Source organism: Streptomyces sp. A0592, assembly GCF_004795115.1.
GTDB classification, from domain to species: domain Bacteria; phylum Actinomycetota; class Actinomycetes; order Streptomycetales; family Streptomycetaceae; genus Streptomyces; species Streptomyces erythrochromogenes.
In genome coordinates, this window is record NZ_SSBM01000038.1 from 38,249 (window position 1) to 54,606 (window position 16,358).

The 16,358-nt window shown below is 70.3% G+C and carries 18 protein-coding genes and 1 pseudogene; 10 read left to right on the forward strand and 9 right to left on the reverse strand.

Annotation, left to right across the window (positions count from 1 at the left end):
* Positions 1-57 precede the first annotated feature (57 nt).
* From E6U81_RS40175 to E6U81_RS41810, 4 genes are all read left to right on the forward strand, one after another.
* Positions 58-261: a hypothetical protein gene (locus E6U81_RS40175; protein ID WP_168714801.1), complete on the forward strand. Its 204-nt coding sequence runs from the start codon at positions 58-60 to the stop codon at positions 259-261.
* Positions 258-503 (forward strand): ANTAR domain-containing protein, encoded by a 246-nt coding sequence (locus E6U81_RS33310; RefSeq protein ID WP_168714802.1) that lies wholly within the window; start codon positions 258-260, stop codon positions 501-503. Before E6U81_RS40175 ends, E6U81_RS33310 begins: the two co-directional genes overlap by 4 nt.
* 243 nt (positions 504-746) lie before the next feature.
* The gene (locus E6U81_RS33315; protein WP_136233741.1) at positions 747-1,346 is read left to right on the forward strand and encodes an STAS domain-containing protein; all 600 of its coding nucleotides are present in this window, start codon (positions 747-749) and stop codon (positions 1,344-1,346) included.
* 265 nt (positions 1,347-1,611) lie between these two features.
* On the forward strand, positions 1,612-2,772 hold the full coding sequence (locus E6U81_RS41810; protein ID WP_206310083.1) for a M23 family metallopeptidase: 1,161 nt from the start codon (positions 1,612-1,614) through the stop codon (positions 2,770-2,772).
* Positions 2,773-3,124: 352 nt separating this feature from the next.
* Here the strand turns inward: E6U81_RS41810 and E6U81_RS33325 are convergent, their stop codons facing one another.
* The 3 genes from E6U81_RS33325 to E6U81_RS33345 form a co-directional block, all read right to left on the reverse strand.
* Positions 3,125-3,391, reverse strand: coding sequence for a hypothetical protein (locus E6U81_RS33325; RefSeq protein WP_206310084.1), 267 nt, complete (start codon positions 3,389-3,391; stop codon positions 3,125-3,127).
* Between the two features lie 1,091 nt (positions 3,392-4,482).
* On the reverse strand, positions 4,483-5,871 hold the full coding sequence (locus E6U81_RS33335; protein WP_136233745.1) for a VWA domain-containing protein: 1,389 nt from the start codon (positions 5,869-5,871) through the stop codon (positions 4,483-4,485).
* 858 nt (positions 5,872-6,729) lie between these two features.
* A complete protein-coding gene (locus tag E6U81_RS33345; protein ID WP_136233746.1) occupies positions 6,730-7,803 on the reverse strand; it encodes an acetylhydrolase in 1,074 nt (357 codons plus the stop codon).
* An 85-nt stretch (positions 7,804-7,888) separates the two neighbouring features.
* On the opposite strand from E6U81_RS33345, the pseudogene E6U81_RS33350 reads away from it, so the two are divergent.
* The 3 genes and pseudogenes from E6U81_RS33350 to E6U81_RS33365 all read left to right on the forward strand — a co-directional run bounded on the left by E6U81_RS33350 (position 7,889) and on the right by E6U81_RS33365 (position 10,166).
* Positions 7,889-8,840, forward strand: a pseudogene (locus E6U81_RS33350) (ArsR family transcriptional regulator).
* Positions 8,841-9,223: 383 nt separating this feature from the next.
* Entirely contained in the window at positions 9,224-9,835 is a 612-nt protein-coding gene (locus tag E6U81_RS33360; protein WP_136233747.1) for a hypothetical protein, read from the forward strand.
* Positions 9,836-9,962: 127 nt separating this feature from the next.
* Positions 9,963-10,166: a hypothetical protein gene (locus E6U81_RS33365; RefSeq protein WP_136233748.1), complete on the forward strand. Its 204-nt coding sequence runs from the start codon at positions 9,963-9,965 to the stop codon at positions 10,164-10,166.
* Between the two features lie 5 nt (positions 10,167-10,171).
* On the opposite strand, the gene E6U81_RS41815 is transcribed toward E6U81_RS33365, so the two are convergent.
* Positions 10,172-10,303, reverse strand: coding sequence for a hypothetical protein (locus tag E6U81_RS41815; protein ID WP_276615834.1), 132 nt, complete (start codon positions 10,301-10,303; stop codon positions 10,172-10,174).
* Between the two features lie 15 nt (positions 10,304-10,318).
* Positions 10,319-10,486, reverse strand: a complete 168-nt coding sequence (locus E6U81_RS40180; RefSeq protein ID WP_168714803.1) for a hypothetical protein — start codon at positions 10,484-10,486, stop codon at positions 10,319-10,321.
* A gap of 194 nt (positions 10,487-10,680) precedes the next feature.
* Here E6U81_RS40180 and E6U81_RS33370 point away from each other — a divergent pair, with 194 nt between their 5' ends.
* Positions 10,681-11,952: an APC family permease gene (locus tag E6U81_RS33370; protein WP_136233749.1), complete on the forward strand. Its 1,272-nt coding sequence runs from the start codon at positions 10,681-10,683 to the stop codon at positions 11,950-11,952.
* 25 nt (positions 11,953-11,977) lie between these two features.
* On the opposite strand, the gene E6U81_RS33375 is transcribed toward E6U81_RS33370, so the two are convergent.
* Positions 11,978-12,400 carry a DUF6223 family protein gene (locus tag E6U81_RS33375; RefSeq protein WP_136233750.1) on the reverse strand — a complete coding sequence of 141 codons (423 nt, stop codon included), beginning with the start codon at positions 12,398-12,400 and terminating at the stop codon, positions 11,978-11,980.
* Between the two features lie 197 nt (positions 12,401-12,597).
* Here E6U81_RS33375 and E6U81_RS33380 point away from each other — a divergent pair, with 197 nt between their 5' ends.
* Together E6U81_RS33380 and E6U81_RS33385 are read left to right on the forward strand one after the other, a co-directional pair.
* Positions 12,598-13,725 carry a histidine kinase gene (locus E6U81_RS33380; protein ID WP_136233751.1) on the forward strand — a complete coding sequence of 376 codons (1,128 nt, stop codon included), beginning with the start codon at positions 12,598-12,600 and terminating at the stop codon, positions 13,723-13,725.
* A complete protein-coding gene (locus E6U81_RS33385) occupies positions 13,722-14,384 on the forward strand; it encodes a response regulator transcription factor (RefSeq protein WP_136233752.1) in 663 nt (220 codons plus the stop codon). The genes E6U81_RS33380 and E6U81_RS33385 overlap by 4 nt, the downstream gene beginning before the upstream one ends.
* Positions 14,385-14,454: 70 nt before the next feature.
* Here the strand turns inward: E6U81_RS33385 and E6U81_RS41390 are convergent, their stop codons facing one another.
* From E6U81_RS41390 to E6U81_RS41400, 3 genes are read right to left on the reverse strand one after another with little or no spacing between them, the layout of a single operon-like run.
* Positions 14,455-14,736 (reverse strand): hypothetical protein, encoded by a 282-nt coding sequence (locus E6U81_RS41390; protein WP_240804159.1) that lies wholly within the window; start codon positions 14,734-14,736, stop codon positions 14,455-14,457.
* An 11-nt stretch (positions 14,737-14,747) separates the two neighbouring features.
* Complete coding sequence (locus E6U81_RS41395) at positions 14,748-15,275, reverse strand: hypothetical protein (RefSeq protein ID WP_240804160.1); 528 nt, start codon at positions 15,273-15,275, stop codon at positions 14,748-14,750.
* On the reverse strand, positions 15,272-15,736 hold the full coding sequence (locus tag E6U81_RS41400; protein ID WP_240804161.1) for a hypothetical protein: 465 nt from the start codon (positions 15,734-15,736) through the stop codon (positions 15,272-15,274). The genes E6U81_RS41395 and E6U81_RS41400 overlap by 4 nt, the downstream gene beginning before the upstream one ends.
* Positions 15,737-16,358: the final 622 nt, after the last annotated feature.

The following is a 16,358-nucleotide window of genomic DNA, read 5'->3' on the forward strand; positions in this document are numbered from 1 at the left end:
CGGGAGACGACGTCCGTGGATGCTCCCGCGGCGTTGTGCCGGGCGTGTGTGGACCTCATGGATATCACCGGGGCCTCGATGTCGCTCGGAGGGGACGATCCGGATGTGCGGATGCTGTGGTGGTCGAGCGGCACCGTGGCCGGTCGTCTCGCCGAAGCCCAGTACACCCTCGGTGACGGCCCGTGCCGTACGGTCCTCACCGATGCGGCCACCGCCGCGGTCCTGACCTGGACCGAGAGCCGCTGCGCCCGACTGATGTGATCAGCCGCACTCAGGCCGTGCTGTCGGGCAAAGCGGTGGTGGACACCGCCCGCGGCATGCTCGCCGCCACCGCTGGCATCACCCCCCACGAGGCCGCCCGCTACCTGCACGCCTACGCCGCCCACCACCACCACCATCGCCCCACCAGCGTTGCCGACCGCCTCGTCCGCCGGGCACTCACACCGGAGGAAGTCCTGCACGAAGCCAGCAGCCCCGGCCCCGAGACCACTCCCGCCCCCTGACCGGCGCTGCCCGCACCCGAGCAGCCTCGAAATCCCAGCGGACCGCAGCCTTCCCCGAGCCGGATACGGCCCATCTGCCCTGGCCCGCCCGGCCAACCCCTCTCTCCGGCGTGCCCCCGCCGTGCTGGCTGCGGCCGAGCGGTCTTGCGAGCACTCCACGGCCAGAGCGACCATCGGTGTGGAGGGCGCCTGCCCCCGGGGGCAGGCGCGCAGACCGCAAGCCGTCTGGGTGAGGTGAGACCCATGGACGACGTTTTCCAGATCATGGTGCAGCGATTCGGGCCCACGATGCACGTGGCTTTGGCGGGCGAACTCGATCTGGACACGCGAACGACTCTCGGCGACATCACGGCAGCTCTTGAGAGCCTTCTCGACGTTGACGTGGTGGTCTGCGACATGCACGGGCTCACGTTCTGCGACGTCACCGGCCTCCACGGCCTCGTGACCCTCGCCGGCCGCCTCCACCGTTGGCGCATCGCGTTCTTCACCTACGGATGGCAGCCACAGCCACTGCGCCTCCTCGACCTCGTCGACAGCACCCACCAGCCCGCCAGTCCGCATCCCGCGCCGGGCACGGAGCCGACAGCGCTGCTGCGCCGGACCCTGAGCCAGGCTGCCGGGGCGAGCCGGGAGGCAGGAGCACGCACGGTCCGGGCCAGGAGCGTGCTGTCCCAGCAGGGCCGGGACTCACGGCCGGTCCGGGGATCCGGTTCGGGGGAGTTTGCGCACGCTCAACTGTTCGATGACGTCGGCGCCCTGCTGACACCAAGCCTTCGTCCAGCCCGCCGTACAGCAATCTGCCGCTTCGCGGCGTGTATCAGGACACCTGGCCATGTGAGGTGAAGTGATGAAGATCCAGCGCTCCCGTCCGGACTCGAACGGGATTACCCGGCATTTGGCCTCGCGAGCAGCGCGCCAGTCAGGACGACGGAAGCGGTGGCTTCCGGGCTGGCGGCGGACGAGCCCGATGGCGCTGTCCGCGACGCTGGTCGCGGGGCTGCTTGTCGCGGGAGGCGCGTCCGCAGTAGGAGCGTCCTCGGGCTATAGCGGGCGGGTCCCTCCGGCCGGCGTTCGGGCCGCTGTGACCGTGCCGGACAGCTTCAGCCCCGTGGTCGTTACACCGATCAGCGATCCGACGTTCCCCTGGCTGGGCAGCGACCAGAAGTACCACGTCTCCTACGACTTGCAGCTGACCAACGCCTCACGGCTGCCGGCCACGCTCACCAAGGTGCAGGTGGTCGACGCCAAACGACCTGACACTGTTCTCGCCACCCTCTCCAGCCGCCAACTGGTGAATCCCGAATGCGAGTACGGAGCCTGCAATCTGCTGCGGACATTGCCCTCGTCGAACGCGACCGACACCGTCATGCCTCCCGGCCAGTCCCGAGCCCTGATGGTGGACCTGACCTTCGACTCGCTGGACCAGGCGCCCGCCGAGGTCATGCACCGGCTGTTCCTCACCGGGCAGGCCGTTCCCCCGGCCACCAAGCCGAGCCCGGTCAACTACCTCGCCGCGCCGTACAACATCTCCTCCGGCAAGCCGCGGATCATCACACCCCCGCTCAAGGGGGACGACTGGGTCGCCCTGAACAGCTGCTGCGGCACCGGCGGGTCGCACCGCATCGCGCTCAACTCTCTGAACGGCAAACTGGCCAACTCCCAGCGCTTCGCCATCGACTGGATGAAACTCACCGACGACGGCAAGTTCTACAGCGGCGACAAGACGAAGAACGAGAGCTACGCAAGCTACGGCGAGGCGGTGTACGCGGTCGCCGACGGCACCGTGAGTTCGACGCTCGACACGGTCGAGGCGGGTACCCCCGGCATCCTGCCCGCCAACGACCCGGTTCTCGGTCCGAAGATCACCGTCCAGAACGTGGACGGCAACAACATCATCCAGGACCTCGGCGGTGGTGTCTGGGCCATGTACGCACATCTGGTCAAGGGAAGTCTGCTGGTCAAGCCTGGGGACACGGTCAAGAAGGGTCAGAAGATCGCGGATCTGGGCAACACCGGCAACTCCAATGCCCCTCACCTGCACTTCCAGCTGATGGACGACCCGTCGCTGCTGGAGGCCGACGCCGTCCCCTACGTCATCGACCGCTTCACCTACCTGGGCCAGATCCCCTTCACCACCTGGGTGACCACCGACGACTACCTGAGTGGCACCTTCCTGCAGGGAAGGCTGCCCGAGGCACAGTCCCGCACCGATGAGCTACCGCTCGTGCTGGCAGTCGTCGACTTCCCCGAAGCCGGCACCAGCCAGTGATCGCACGGCAGATCAGCACGCCCCGGTACTCGGCACCCGCAATCCTGAACGAGACCAGGGGGACGGTAAATCGTTGCTTCTGCAGCAGGACCACCGCGCTGGGTACGAGCACGGCCCGGACCCTCGCCGCGAGGTGGCCGGCCTACTTCGTCGCCTTCGACCTCTTGCAGCAGGACGGCCAGGAGCTCCTCGCCCCGCCCGTACGCCGAGCGGCGCGTCCTGCTGGAGAACCTGTTCACCGACCACGCCCTGACGGCCCCCTGGACACTCGTCCCGCAGACGACGGACCTGGCCAAGGCGCGCGAATGGCTGGAGACCTGGGCGGACGTCTCCGGGGTGGAGGGGATCCTGATCAAGCCTGAACGGCCGCTACCTGCCCGGCTACCGGGGATGGACGAAGATCCGGAGGCGGGACACCACTGAGGCGATCGTCGGCGCGATCACCGGCACCCTGACCCGCCCACAGCTCCTCGTCCTCGGCCGCCACGTCCACGACGGCCGACTGCGCCCCGTCGGCCGGACCGTCCCTCTGCGCCTCGACGCCGCCCGCCTGGTCGCCGAGCACTTCACCGCCGCCGGCGCTGGGCATCCGTGGACGGGGGCGAAGTTCGTTGGTCACTCGGCCGCATCATGTTCAGCGGGACCTTGAGCTCCGGTTGGCCGGCCTGACGGCAGTGGATCCCATACCCGAGGCGCCCCGCCTCCTGCACCTCGACGCTGTCGAGGTCGGCCAGCGGTAGCCGCCGTGGCGTGAGGCCCCGGCGCACAGCGACGTATCCGTCCGCTATCGAGACGGCGAGAAGCCAGTGCAGGGCGAAGACGAAGACAACGAACGCGGCCCCGACGGCCAGCCAGACCGGTCTCGGCAGCACCTGGCCCTCGCTGGTGAGACCTTGCGTGAGCGCCATGAGAACTGCGGGGACAGCAGCCACCAGGAGGCGACGTGGGTCTGGGCGGACCAACACGGACCGGCTGCGTGCAGGCACGAAAGACCTCTTCCCTCGCGGTGGTGGGGCGAGACCCACTCCGGGCCGACCGGCCCAACCCTCAGCCACGCACGGAGCCAGGTCAAGTTCCCTCTGGCCGGCGAGGCCAGACTCAGCTTTCCTCCCGTCGGGTTCCAGCCCCTGGCGAGAAGTCTGAGCACCACGTCGTCCAGGGGGTCATGCGGCGGCCGGCGGTGGGACGGCCCTGGCCGTACTGCGTCCCGTGCGGCTCGACGGCCTGGGTCCGCAGCCCGCGAATACCCTGGACAGGCTGCGCACGGTCGTGCGCGCGCTGCGCCCCGGCCTGCGCGAGGTCCGCCGCCGTGTCGCTCAGTCGCCTTCGGCGCGGTGACCGGACGGGCGACACGAGCCCGTCCGACCGCGGAGTTGAAGACCCGCTCCCCGTCCGGCTCGGGCCGGACAGGGAGCCCCAGACGGTGGTGGGCGGGCCCTTTCCAGTTTGGGGCTACTGGAGGGCGCGGCGTCGGTAGGTGAGCAGGCCGAGCCACAGGATGCCGCTCGCCCCGAACGGGGAGACCACGTTTCGACCGGTACGTCGCTGCCGTCGACGGGGCCCAGACGCTGACCGAACCGGCCAGGCCCGTCAGGGCGCAGGTGAGGTCTGGGCGGCGCGGATCCACCGCGGGAGTCGGGCGGTGACCGGTGGCGGGCTCGGTTCTGGACATGAGGATTCTCCTGAAGGACGCGTGCCGGCCGCGTTCCGTCAGCGCAGGATGCCGGCCGCGCGGGCGGCCCGTACCCAGGACGGGAACTCCGACAGCAGCCGGTCGTACAGCTCGGGGTCGGAGAGCCGCGCGATGTCGTCGACCGCGAAGAAGCCGACGTTGTCGACCTGCCGTCCGGGCAGGGTGTCGAAGTACTCCAGCACCCCGTACTGGGCCCGGCCCAGGCCGATGAACTGCCAGAAGAGCGGCTCCTCGACGGCCTCCCGCAGCTCCCGCTCGATCTCGGCGTTGCGGTACACGCCGCCGTCGGAGAAGAAGAGCACCAGCGTCGGGGCGGGCACCGGGTGGTTCCGTACGAAGGCGCGCACCTGCGCGATGACCTTCTGCTCCTCGTTGCCGATGCCGACTGCGCGCATGTCGATCTGACCGGCGACCAGCCCCTTGGGCGGTTTCCGGCGCCCGAACAGCCCGATCTGGCCGACGCGTACGTGCAGGCGCAGCCATGCAGGCAGCTCGCCGATCTCCAGGTCGGGCAGGCGGGCCGGGTTCGTGGCGAAGGTCCAGGCCTGCATCTGCCCGTCGTCGTCGAGCTGTGCAGCGACGGCGGCCATCCGCTCGGCGACGCCAGCGACGGTGCCGCGGGTGTAGTGGCCCGCCATCGAACCGGAGGCGTCGAGAACGAGGACGACGCGGGCGCTCAGGGTGGTGACACCCTGCTTGCGCAGGCTGACCGCAACCTGCTGCTTACGCAGGGAGAGGAGTTCGCGCACGTCGGGCGGCAGCTGTTCCTCGCCCTTGGCCATCCGTACCGTCGGGGCCGGCGGCGGTTCCGGCGCGGGCAGGGCCGGGTCGGGCCAGACGACCGGCGCGGGGACCGCCGGGGAAGGAACCACCGGGGCGTCGGGCGGCGGCCCGTCGTCCACCGTGATGCCGAAGTCCCGCGCCAGACCGGCCAGACCGCTCGCGTACCCCTGGCCGACGGCCCGGAACCTCCAAGCGCCCGCCCGGAGGTAGAGCTCGCCGCTCAGGAAGGCCGTCTCCGGCCCGGCCTCCATGTCGAAGCGGGCCAGATCGGCCCCGGACACCGCGTCCAGCAGCCGCAGGTGCAGCCCGGGGACCTGGCCGAAGGTGCCGGCGTCGGCGGACGCGCACAGCACGACGCGCTCGATGCCGGGCTCCAGCGATCCCAGGTCGACTCCGATGGTGTCGGTGCCGGGCTGCTTGCCGAGGTGCCGCACGGCTCCGGACGCGTGACGCGGCTGGTTGTAGAAGACGAAGTCGTCGTCGGAGCGGACCCGTCCGGCCGCCGTCAGCAGCAGTGCGGACGCGTCTACGTCCGGCACACCGGGCCCGGCCGCCCAGCCGAGCACGGCCCGCACGGAGGTGGCTTCGACAGGCAGGTTGGCGCCCTTGTGCAATGTCGTCACGGCAGCCAGTCTGCCTGCCGGAGCCCGCTTCTACGGCCGGTATCCGATGTTGAGCCCGCGATCGAGGTCCACGGGTTGGCGGCCACCTCGCTGGTGGCCCTGAGCACACGATCACGGCGTGGCCTGACCGAGTAGCCCGTCGCCATCACTCCACGGGGCAACTCATTGCCCAGATGCCGTCCTTGAGAACCCAGACTTCCCTGAGGTGGATCTCTTCGGGCAGTGCTTGGACGACGTGGACGTAGCCGTTCCTGTCGTTTGGCGCTCCGTTCACGCACTCCACGATCAACCGGGTGCCCTGGCTGAGGGGGCTGGTGACTGGCGGCCTCCGGGCGAGTGGCCAACGAGGGCTTGGGTCTCACACGTCGTGACGGCTTGCGTGGTGGACATGGGGAGCACCCAGGGCGGGGCTGGCGTGTTGCTCTGGCCGCAGAGCGGCGACAGGTGACAGATTTCCGGTGCCTCTGCGGGTATCGCCCTGACGCCCATTACGGCGGCGATGATCGTTGCCGTGGTGGCGACGGCGGCCGCCAGGTAGTTCTTGATGACGGTCCGTCGTAAGCGAGGTGGAGCTTCGATCGCATCGAGGATGGCGTAGATCCGCTCCTGATCCGGAACGGTCCTGCCGTTCAACGTCTTCGACAGCGACCCTTTGGACACGTACACCTTGCTGGCGGTCGCGTCGTTCGTGAGGCCCTTGCGATCGATAGCGGCCCGAAGCGGCCGGAGCCAACCAAGGTGTTCCTGCGACAGGCCGCCAGGTTCGCGCGCAGATCCCGCCTCTGGTGGGGCACGGGTTCATCGGCCGACACCACGCGGCCACAGCAGGGCACCGGCCGCCGCCTCCTCGTAGTTCCGCTACAACAGGCGACGGGCGAAGAAGGCCCCCACCCGGGCCCGTGCCTCGGCGAGTGTCTTCGCTGGATCGCTGGTGCCGATGAGCGCGGCTCGCGCCGCCGCCGTCACGAGGCCAGCGGTCTGGAGCTGCGGGACGAGGGAGCCGTAGTCGGTGAACGTCCAGTGGTTCGCGTCGGCGAGCAGCACTCGGCGGCCGGGAAGGCCCGCCCAGGAGGACTCGATACGGGCGGCACCCTCGAATCCGTCGGTGCGGAACAGCAACAGGGGCCGGTCCAGGACGACCGGCTTCGGGTACAGGTCGAGATAGCCCTCCAGGTTCGCCACCGCGCCGACCCTGCGGTCGCGGAGGGCCGCGTACACCACGGCCGTGCCGCCTGCGGAGTGCCCGTACAGCCCGATACGGCAGAGATCCATGACCGGTGCGAGCGGAAGGTCGCCGAGCTGGTCCAGGATTAGGCGGAGGTCCGCGATCCGAGTTTCCACCATCGTGCGGAAGGTGGCGGGGTCCGGCTCTCCGGCCAGCACTGTCGTGCGCAACCCGGTCGGCAGCTCCACCTGAGAGGCGTCACCGGGGTGGTCGACAAGGACGACCACCCGGCCATGACTCGCCAGGTCCTCGGCGAGCGTCGTGCCGAGCGTGCGGGAATCACCCCCGCCCGGGGAGTACACCAGCACCGGCCACCGCCCCGGCAGCGACGGCGCGCCCACATACCCGTGGGTAAGGACCGCGCTCCAGTCCACCACTCCCGGCTTCGGCAGCCCCGGGTGGCGCCCCGGCGCGTACTCGCCGAACACAGACGCCTCGACCGGGGTGAGCTGCGGCGCCCCAAAAAGTCCGCGTACCGATCGGGCCGGGTACAGGACGGTCAGCATCACTTCTCGCACGCCACCCACCCACGGGTCGATACGGGCCGGATCCGTCAGATGGACCGTCTGCATGCCTACCGGATACGGGCCGGCGGGCTCGGGCAGCCGGAGGACCGAGCCGCCGCCGGAGGCGGACGCAGGCGTGGGCAGCAGGGCGGCGGCACTCCCGAATAGGGTGCCCTTGAGAAGAGTGCGTCGGGAAGTCATACGAACATCCTTGAGCGCAGGCCGTCATGCCGCGAAGGTTTCAGGGCCTGACCGAAAGGCTGGTCCGGGATGAGGAGCTGTGAGAATGCTGCGAGTCCACTTCACTGCGAAGGACTTCGCCCATACCCGGTTCGCTCCCCGCCCGGCGCCGCTCCAGGAGCTGCACGCCGCCCTGACGACCGCCGTGACCCGGCGTGGTGGGCCACTGTTCGCACCGTGGCGCGGCCGCATCCTGCGCTCCCTCCCGGCCACGACTGACCCCCTCGCCGGCCTGGCTCCGGCGGGCCGCCCGCCCTCCTTCCTCGATGTCCTCGGCGACACCATGGCCGACGGCTTCGAACAGATCCGCGCCACCAGCCCCGGCCTCGTCCGCTCCGAGCTGGAACGGGTCTACGGGGCGGCGCCCGCCCCTCGCTGGATCCGCGGCCTGCACGCGGGCGACGAGACAGCCTGGCACGCCCTGCGCCGCGCTCAGCAGGCCGCGTATGAGACGGTCCTTGCCCCGGTCTGGTCCGTCGTACAGGATCTGCACCGTGAGGAGTTCACCCGCTACGCCCTGGCGGTCGCCGAGCACGGCGTGGCCGCCGCGCTGACCGGCCTGGCCCCGGGAAACCGGCTTCACGACGGTGTGTGGCACTGGTCCGGTGCAGCGCCGGACCGCGACGTCTGCCTCGATGGGCGCGGCCTTGTGCTGCTGCCCACCTTCCACCACCCCGCGGGCCCGCTTGTTCAGGACACCCCAGGCGGTCCCGCAGTCCTGACGTACCCAGCCGGTCCCGGGCTCCCGCTCAGAATGCCCGGTCGACCCCGCCGAGGCCCTGGCCGCCGTCATGGGCCGGACCCGGCTGGACGCCCTGCGCCTCCTCGCGGAGCCTCACACCACGACATCCCTCGCCTGCGCCCTCCACGTCAGCAACCCGACGGCCTCGGCGCACGCGGCGGCTCTCAGATCAGCAGGCATGGCGACGACGAGGCGCACAGGCCGCTCGGTCACCCACCAGCGCACGGCCCTCGGCATGTTGGTTGCGGGCGCCTGACCGCCGTAGTCCATTCTAAGACGGGGCCCGCAAACTCATCCCCGCCTTGGTCGGCCACCCTTAGTCCTGCCCGCCTCCGTCGTCGTCCTCGTCCAGGTCGATCTGTCGCACGGCGGCCGACCGCCCGTGATCACCGGCGACATGCGGCACACCGTGCTCCGCCGCCGCGGACGGCGAGACCGCCGAGGCCATCCAGCCCGACCTGCACAGCCCAAGAGTCACCCCGCGCTACACGCCCCCTGGCCCTAGCTATACGGGAACAAGGCGTACACCGACGGAGGCGGGGCGCCACCGCACAAGGTGCATCCACGGTGATCGGGACAGACGCTGGGAGGGGGCTCGGGAGCCGGAGTCCGGTCCGATCAGCGTCCACGTCAGGGGAAGTGATCTATATGAGCCGCCGTTCTCGGACACAGCGCCTGGTGATCCTTTTGGCGTCCGTAGGGCTGATCGCGGGAGGTGTCCCGGCTTCCGCTACCGCGCTCGCCGCCACCGGGCCCCTGCACGTCACGGCTCTGGTTGCTTCGCCCGCTGTGGACTGGGTGGAGACCACCGATCCGCCCAGTGGCATCACCGCCGAGCTTCCCGGGAAAGCCTCCGTGCGGAAGCAGAACGTTTCCATCGAGGGCAAGAACGTGGACGCGCGCATGTACAGCGTGGACACCCCGGACGGCACGGTGGGCTTCACCGTGCACGACATGCCGGGCGACCAATACTCGCTCGAGGACCTTCTCAAGGGCTTCGCCGAGTCGTACATGCAGGCCACCGCCGAGCCCATGGACACCAGCAATGTGCGGAAGGTGGTGTTCGAGGGCCGTCCTGCCATCGAAGCGGATCTGGCCTCCGTCGCAGATGGTGAGCGGCTGGCCGGTTTCATCCTCATCACCGCCGACGACGCCCGCCTCGTTCAGGCCCTGGCCCTCGGGCCCGAGGCGAATGAGAAGGCGCTGAAGGCGACGTACGAGCGGTTCCTCGACAGCCTCCGCCTCCCCTGACCCCCTACCTCACAGAGCCTGGTTGGGATTCGGTAGAACCGTCCGTGTATTCGCCCGACACCAGCTCCTTCACGCAGGTGGTGTGGAAGGACATCACCGGCTCGGCTGTGGCCGAGCCTCGGGACACGTGGAGGGCGAGGAGACGCACCAGGCGTTAGTCGTCTGCAGCTACAGCCCGGCAGGCAACATCATCGGCCGGTTCCGGGAGAACGTAAGAGCGCCTGTCGGCGGCTGCCTGGCCGCGCTCGGAGACGCGGTGCTGTTCTGGACTGGCGTGGCGACGGCCGCGGCTAACGGGCGCCACGACTTCACGGCATCACCGCCCGTCTGACCTGATCAGTCGCCGGGGTCGGGCACATCGTTCCGGCCGTGGGCGAGGATCGGCAGGAGGGCCTCGGCTGCGTCGCACACCGTGCAGGCCGTGGTGCCGGGCCGCGCGAGGACGTCGAGCGCTTGCATCGTGCCCAGCGGGTGAGTCCGCTCCTAGGCGTTCGGGCACCCCTCCGCGTGCACCGTGGCGGGCCGGCCGTGGTCGCGGGCGTCGAGCCGCCACGACCACCGGGCCGGCGTCGAAGTAGTGCGGGTGCGCGGGCGGGCGGGGATGCCGCGCAGGTCGACACCGGGAAGCGGGCGCAGCTGGGCGGCGGTCAACCAGGTCTCGTACTCGGCCGGCTCGACGCCGCCCCCGCACTGGTGGAGGGGCGGTATTCGTTGGCTGCGCTATTCCTCCAGGCCGGGGGTAGCACGTTGCCGTCTCTGCCCGGCCGGGTGCGGTCCCCGTCTCGTCACCTTGTTCCTATACGGTGCGCCGGTACATCTGCCGGATTGTGGTCGGGGAGCGAGTGATGGGCGCGGTGTCGGGGCCTGCGGGCACGGACGAGTTGAAGCGGCACCTGGGTGTGTTCGACGCCGTGGTGATCGGCCTGGGTTCGATGATCGGGGCGGGGATCTTCGCGGCCCTGGCTCCGGCGGCGGGTGCCGCCGGGTCGGGCCTGCTGCTCGGCTTGGCGCTGGCCGCAGTGGTGGCGTACTGCAACGCAACGTCCTCGGCACGCCTCGCCGGCCGGTATCCCGCCTCCGGCGGTACCTACGTCTACGGGCGGGAGAGACTGGGCGAGTTCTGGGGCTACCTCGCCGGATGGGCGTTCGTGGTCGGCAAGACCGCCTCCTGCGCGGCCATGGCGCTGACCGTCGGCTCCTACGTGTGGCCCGGCCAGGCTCACGCCATCGCGGTCGCGGCCGTGGTGGCGCTGACCGCCGTCAATTACGCCGGGGTGCAGAAGTCCGCCTGGCTCACCCGTGTCATCGTCGCTGTGGTCCTGGCCGTGCTGGCCGCAGTCGTGGTCGCCGCTGTCACATCCGGCGACGCGGACACTGCCCGGCTCGGCATCGGTGACGACGCGACCTTCGGCGGGGTGCTCCAGGCGGCGGGGCTGCTCTTCTTCGCCTTCGCCGGCTACGCCCGCATCGCCACCCTCGGCGAGGAGGTCCGCGACCCCGCCCGCACCATCCCGCGGGCCATCCCGCTCGCGCTCGGCATCGCGCTGGTCGTCTACACGGCCGTCGCCGTCGCCGTCCTGCTCGTGCTGAGCCCGCAGGGGCTGGCGGACGCTACCGCCCCGCTGTCGGATGCCGCACGGGCCGCAGGCGCGGACTGGCTGGCGCCGGTCGTACGGGTGGGCGCCGCGGCGGCCGCACTCGGCTCGCTCCTCGCCCTGATCCTCGGGGTCTCGCGCACGACCCTGGCGATGGCCCGCGACCACCACCTCCCGCACGCCCTGGCCGCCGTACACCCGAGGTTCCAGGTGCCGCACCGCGCCGAACTCGTGGTCGGCGCGGTCGTCGCCGTGCTCGCCGCGACCACCGACGTGCACATGACGATCGGCTTCTCCTCCTTCGAGGTGCTCGCTTACTACGCCATCGCCAATGCCTCCGCCTGGACTCTCTCCCCGGACGAGGGCCGACCGGCGCGGATCATTCCGGTCGTCGGGCTGGCCGGCTGCCTCGTCCTCGCCTTCGCCCTCCCGGCCTCTTCGGTGTTTTCCGGCGCCGCGGTGCTGGCCGCCGGCGCCGCTGCCTACGGGGTGCGTCGCGTGGTAACGGCCCGCAGGGCGTGACCGCCGCGAACACGGATCCGGGCGGTCAACTGGTGCGGCGGGAGCGGGTCAGAGCCCGCCCGCCCAGGGCAGTGCCGATCAGACCGAGCAGCAGGGCCACGTATGCGCCGCCGAGCCCGTTGCCGGTGCCGAGTCCACCATCAGCGGTGGCCGCGACCAGCCCGCCGAGAGCCATGGCGATCAGCCCCGCCACTATGGCCGCCGTTGCTCCGAGCGACCCGTTGGCAATGCCGAGGCGACCGGCGGGCCGGGTCAGCGCCAGCACGGCGATGACCACGGCGGCCAGCCCCAGTAGCCCGCCGGTGGTGGCTCCGAGCCTGCCGAGGCTGAAGTCGGTGACGCCGGCGGCCACAGGCTGGACCGAGGTGTGCGCTGCCGCTGGTGTGGCAAGAGCGAGGCCTGCGAGCAGGGCGGTCGCGGAGGCGGCGAACAGTCGACGAGCGGACATCAGAGGTGCTCCTTCTCTTCCCAGGACTGGATGTGGTTCGAGCATGTCGGCTGGGCCCTGGCAGGTCGTCCAGCAGGCGCAGGCACTTCGCGCTACCACGGATGCGGCAGGTCCTGCGGAGCTACTGCGGGCGTGGTAGTCGGGTGCTCGTTCGCGAGCGGGATTCGCCCACGGCGGCCCCGGGTTACCGTGCGCACATGAGCAATCGACGGTTCCGCGTACGGGCCGGTGTCAGGGACTGGCTGATCGCCGTGGGGGTGGCGGCGGCGCTGCTGGTCACCGGGCTGTCGGGGCAGCACTCCGCCACGGGCGTCGGCCTGCTCGGCTACGTGCTGTTGGTGGTCGGCGGCCTGGCGCTGGCCGCGGGCCGCCGGGCTCCGGTTGCCGTCCTCGCCGTCACCGGGGTGTGTGCGGTGGGCTATCAGGCGGCAGGGTTCGACGTGGCTGCCGTCGCGTTCCTCTTCGCGGTGTACGCGGCTATGCGGGCGGGACACCGCATCGTCACGGTGGCGGTGAGCGTGGCTGTGCTGGCCGCGCTTCCCCTTGCGGCCCTGGCCTCGGGCTTGCACGACACGGGCGAGGCGTTCGCGCAGGCCCGCGGCGCCCTCCAGATCGCCTGGCTCATCGCCGCCGCAGCTGCCGGTGAAGCGCTCCGGCAGGCCGAGCAGCGGGCAGACGAAGCCGAACGCACCCGGGAGGAGACCGCGCGGCGCCGGGCCGACGAGGAGCGGCTGCACATCGCGCGGGAGCTGCACGATTCGCTCACCCACCAGATCTCGGTCATCAAGGTGCAGTCCGAAGCCGCCGTCCATGTGGCCCGCAAGCGCGGCTCAGAGGTCCCGGAGGCCCTGCTGGCCATCCGGGAGGCCGGCCGGGAGGCGTCCCGGGAGCTCCGCGCCACCCTGGAGGCCCTGCGCGACGACGACACCACCCCGCCGCACGGTCTCGATCACATCCCCGAACTGGTGGAGCGGGCCGGGAAGACCGGTGTGCGGGCGACCCTGACGATCCAGGGTCGGCAGCACGACGTGCCGGCCGCGGTGGGTCGTACGCTCTACCGGATCGTCCAGGAGTCCCTCACCAACATCGCCCGTCACGCGGACGCCACCACGGCATCGGTCCACATTGACTACCGCCCGGACGCTGTCGCCCTCCAGGTCGATGACGACGGCAAGGCCACACCAGACGCCGTCCCCGTGCCAGGAATGGGACTGCTCGGGATGCGCGAACGCGTCACTGTCCTCGGCGGTCGCCTTCGGGCAGCACCGCGTGACGAGGGTGGCTTCACTGTCCAGGCCGAACTCCCCGTGGAGCGTGCCTCGTGATCCGTGTCCTGCTGGTCGACGACCAGCCGCTCATCCGTAGCGGATTCCGCGCGTTCCTCGACCTCGAAGACGACATCGAGGTCGTGGCCGAGGCCGCCAACGGGCAGGAGGGCCTGGAGCTCGCCAGAGAGCTCGTGCCCGACATCGCACTCATCGACATCCAGATGCCGGTCCTCGACGGCATCGAAGCGACCCGGCGCATCGCAGCAGATCCGGCGTTGACCGGGGTGCACGTCGTCATCCTCACCAATTACGGCCTGGACGAATACGTCTTCAACGCCCTGTCCGCCGGGGCCGCCGGATTCCTCGTCAAGGACATCGAGCCGGAGGACTTCCTGCACGCTGTACGCGTCGCCGCGCGCGGCGACGCCCTCCTCGCCCCCTCGATCACCCGCAAGCTCATCAACCGCTACGTCAGCCAACCACTCCCCAGCACCACGGAGCCGGCACTGGAAGAACTGACCAGCCGCGAACGTGAAGCGGTCGTACTGGTCGCACAGGGCCTGTCCAACGACGAGATCGCGGACCGCATGGTGATCAGCCCGCTGACCGCGAAAACCCACGTCAACCGGGCCATGACCAAGCTCCATGCCCGCGACCGCGCCCAGCTCGTGATCCTCGCCTACGAATCCGGCCTGGTAGCCCGACGCAACTCCTGACGTCCGCTCAGCAACGCCCTGGACCGCATTCGCTGAGTGCCGTGGTCACGAAGGCGCGGGAGGCTGTCGGTCACGGGCCGCCAGGTAGTGGGTCCTCGTTGGCGTAGCTGGCCCAGCGGTTGGCAGTGCTGGGGTGCAGGCCGAACAGGTCGGCGACGATGATCGGCGGTAGGTCGGTGACGGCTTCGATCATTGCGGTATTGCGTGCGCTGAGAACGGGGAGGCCGTGTGAGCGCAGGAGGGCGCTGGCGCCGAGGGGGTTGCGGGCGCGGCCCGGCGCCTGGCCGGGCAGCAGGTAGTGCGTCCCGTCGTCGAGCTGGCGGCGGAAGTATCCGGTTCCAGGGTCTTCCATCTGTTCCTCGATCAGGAGGGCGAGGCGGGGTGGGCGAGCACGGGGTGGCGGCCCAGCGTAAGGAACGCTCCTTCCGGCGTACGCCGGAACTGGGTGGTCGTGAGCTCCGAGATCCGGCTGAGAGGCAGGGCATAGAGGAGGACGAGGACGCCCATGATCCGTACTTCGCGTGGCAGCGTGCCGTCGGTCAGGCAGCGGCGTAGGTGGTGGGTGTAGTCGTGTTCGGCCAGGAAGCTGCCCGCAAACTGGCGGGGACGTTTCGGGGTCGCCAGTGTGGTGTTGAGGCCTCGTGCCGTGGTCCATCGGATGAAGCGGGTCAGTTTCCGTACGTGGGTGTGGTGTTCAGTCATCCATCGTTCGAAGAGGGGCTGATCGGCGTCGGCGAGGCTTGTCTGGTGGGAGTCGAGCCAGGTCAGGAAGCCGATGGCGGTCCGGATCTCGGTGACGTCGGCTTTGGCGGCGCCGACGGAGTAGCGGTTACGGGTGGTGCGGCGGCGGGCGTCACGCAGGACTTGCCATTCGGCAAAGGGTCTGATCACCGGGGTGTGGTGAGGCGCGAGGAGCGCGGGCATGGTGTGGGTGGTCCAGTGTTCGAGGTGAGCCAGGTGTTCGTGGCGCCGAGGACCCCCGCGGTGATCAGCAGACCTCGGACGTGGCGGGTCGGGGCATTCTGAGGCAGATTGTCGAGCACTTCGGGGGAGAGGGGGCTGTCACTCCCTGCGAGGTGGGCCAGAAGGCGGGCGGCCTGGCTGCGGTGGAGCCAGGACAATACGGGGTAGGGGTTCTTGGCGCCGGTGAGGACGCCGGCCAGCGCCGTCAGTTGGGCGGGAATCGCACCGTGGTCGCCGGTGAAGAGATCGTGGACCCGGTCGGCGAGGGTGCAGCGGGCGCACTGGCCGCCGCCCAGAAGATCGGCCGGCTCCCGGCAAGCGGGGCACCGCCCGGTGTCTCCGCAGCAGCTGGCACACAGCCCGGAGCCGTCGGGACCCGTGCCGACCATCACCCTTTGGTGGTCGCAGGAGCCGCAGGGCCGTGGGGTTTTGCGGCGCAGGCTGTGGCATGCGCGGCAGACCGGGCCAAGGGGCCAGAGGGTGTGGGTGTGGGCGTGAATGTGGCAGCTGCTGCATTCGCGGATGGGCCGGGGCCAGCAGGAACGACAGTGGAAGGCGGCCGCCGCGCTGGCTGACGGCGCCGCCATGGCGGATCCGTCCGCAGACGGTGCATTCGCCTTTGGGGCCTCGGTAGCAGCGGATGCAGATGTCAGGGCTGCCGTCGGCGGCGCGGGTGACCAGGTCCGCCTGTTCCCCGGTGCACCGGGCCGCCGTACCCCGGGCGAGGTCCAGGGCCGTGTACGCGGACGTCAGCCGGAAGGGACGAGGACGGTTGTCGAGCGCGGCCGGTCAGTGCCTGCTCGCGCGTTCTGCTTCCCCCGACCAGAACAGGCACCATCCCCTACCCGAAGGATGCTTCCGGGTCGCCGACCGTCGAGCCCGGCCATACGTTCAGTGACGGAACGCCAGTCGTGACATCCGCCGAAATGGAGCAGTTGTGAGTGAGTTCGACATCTGGGGCTACGGGCCGGGCATCGGGTACCAGCAGGGCACCGACATCGTCGGGTACAA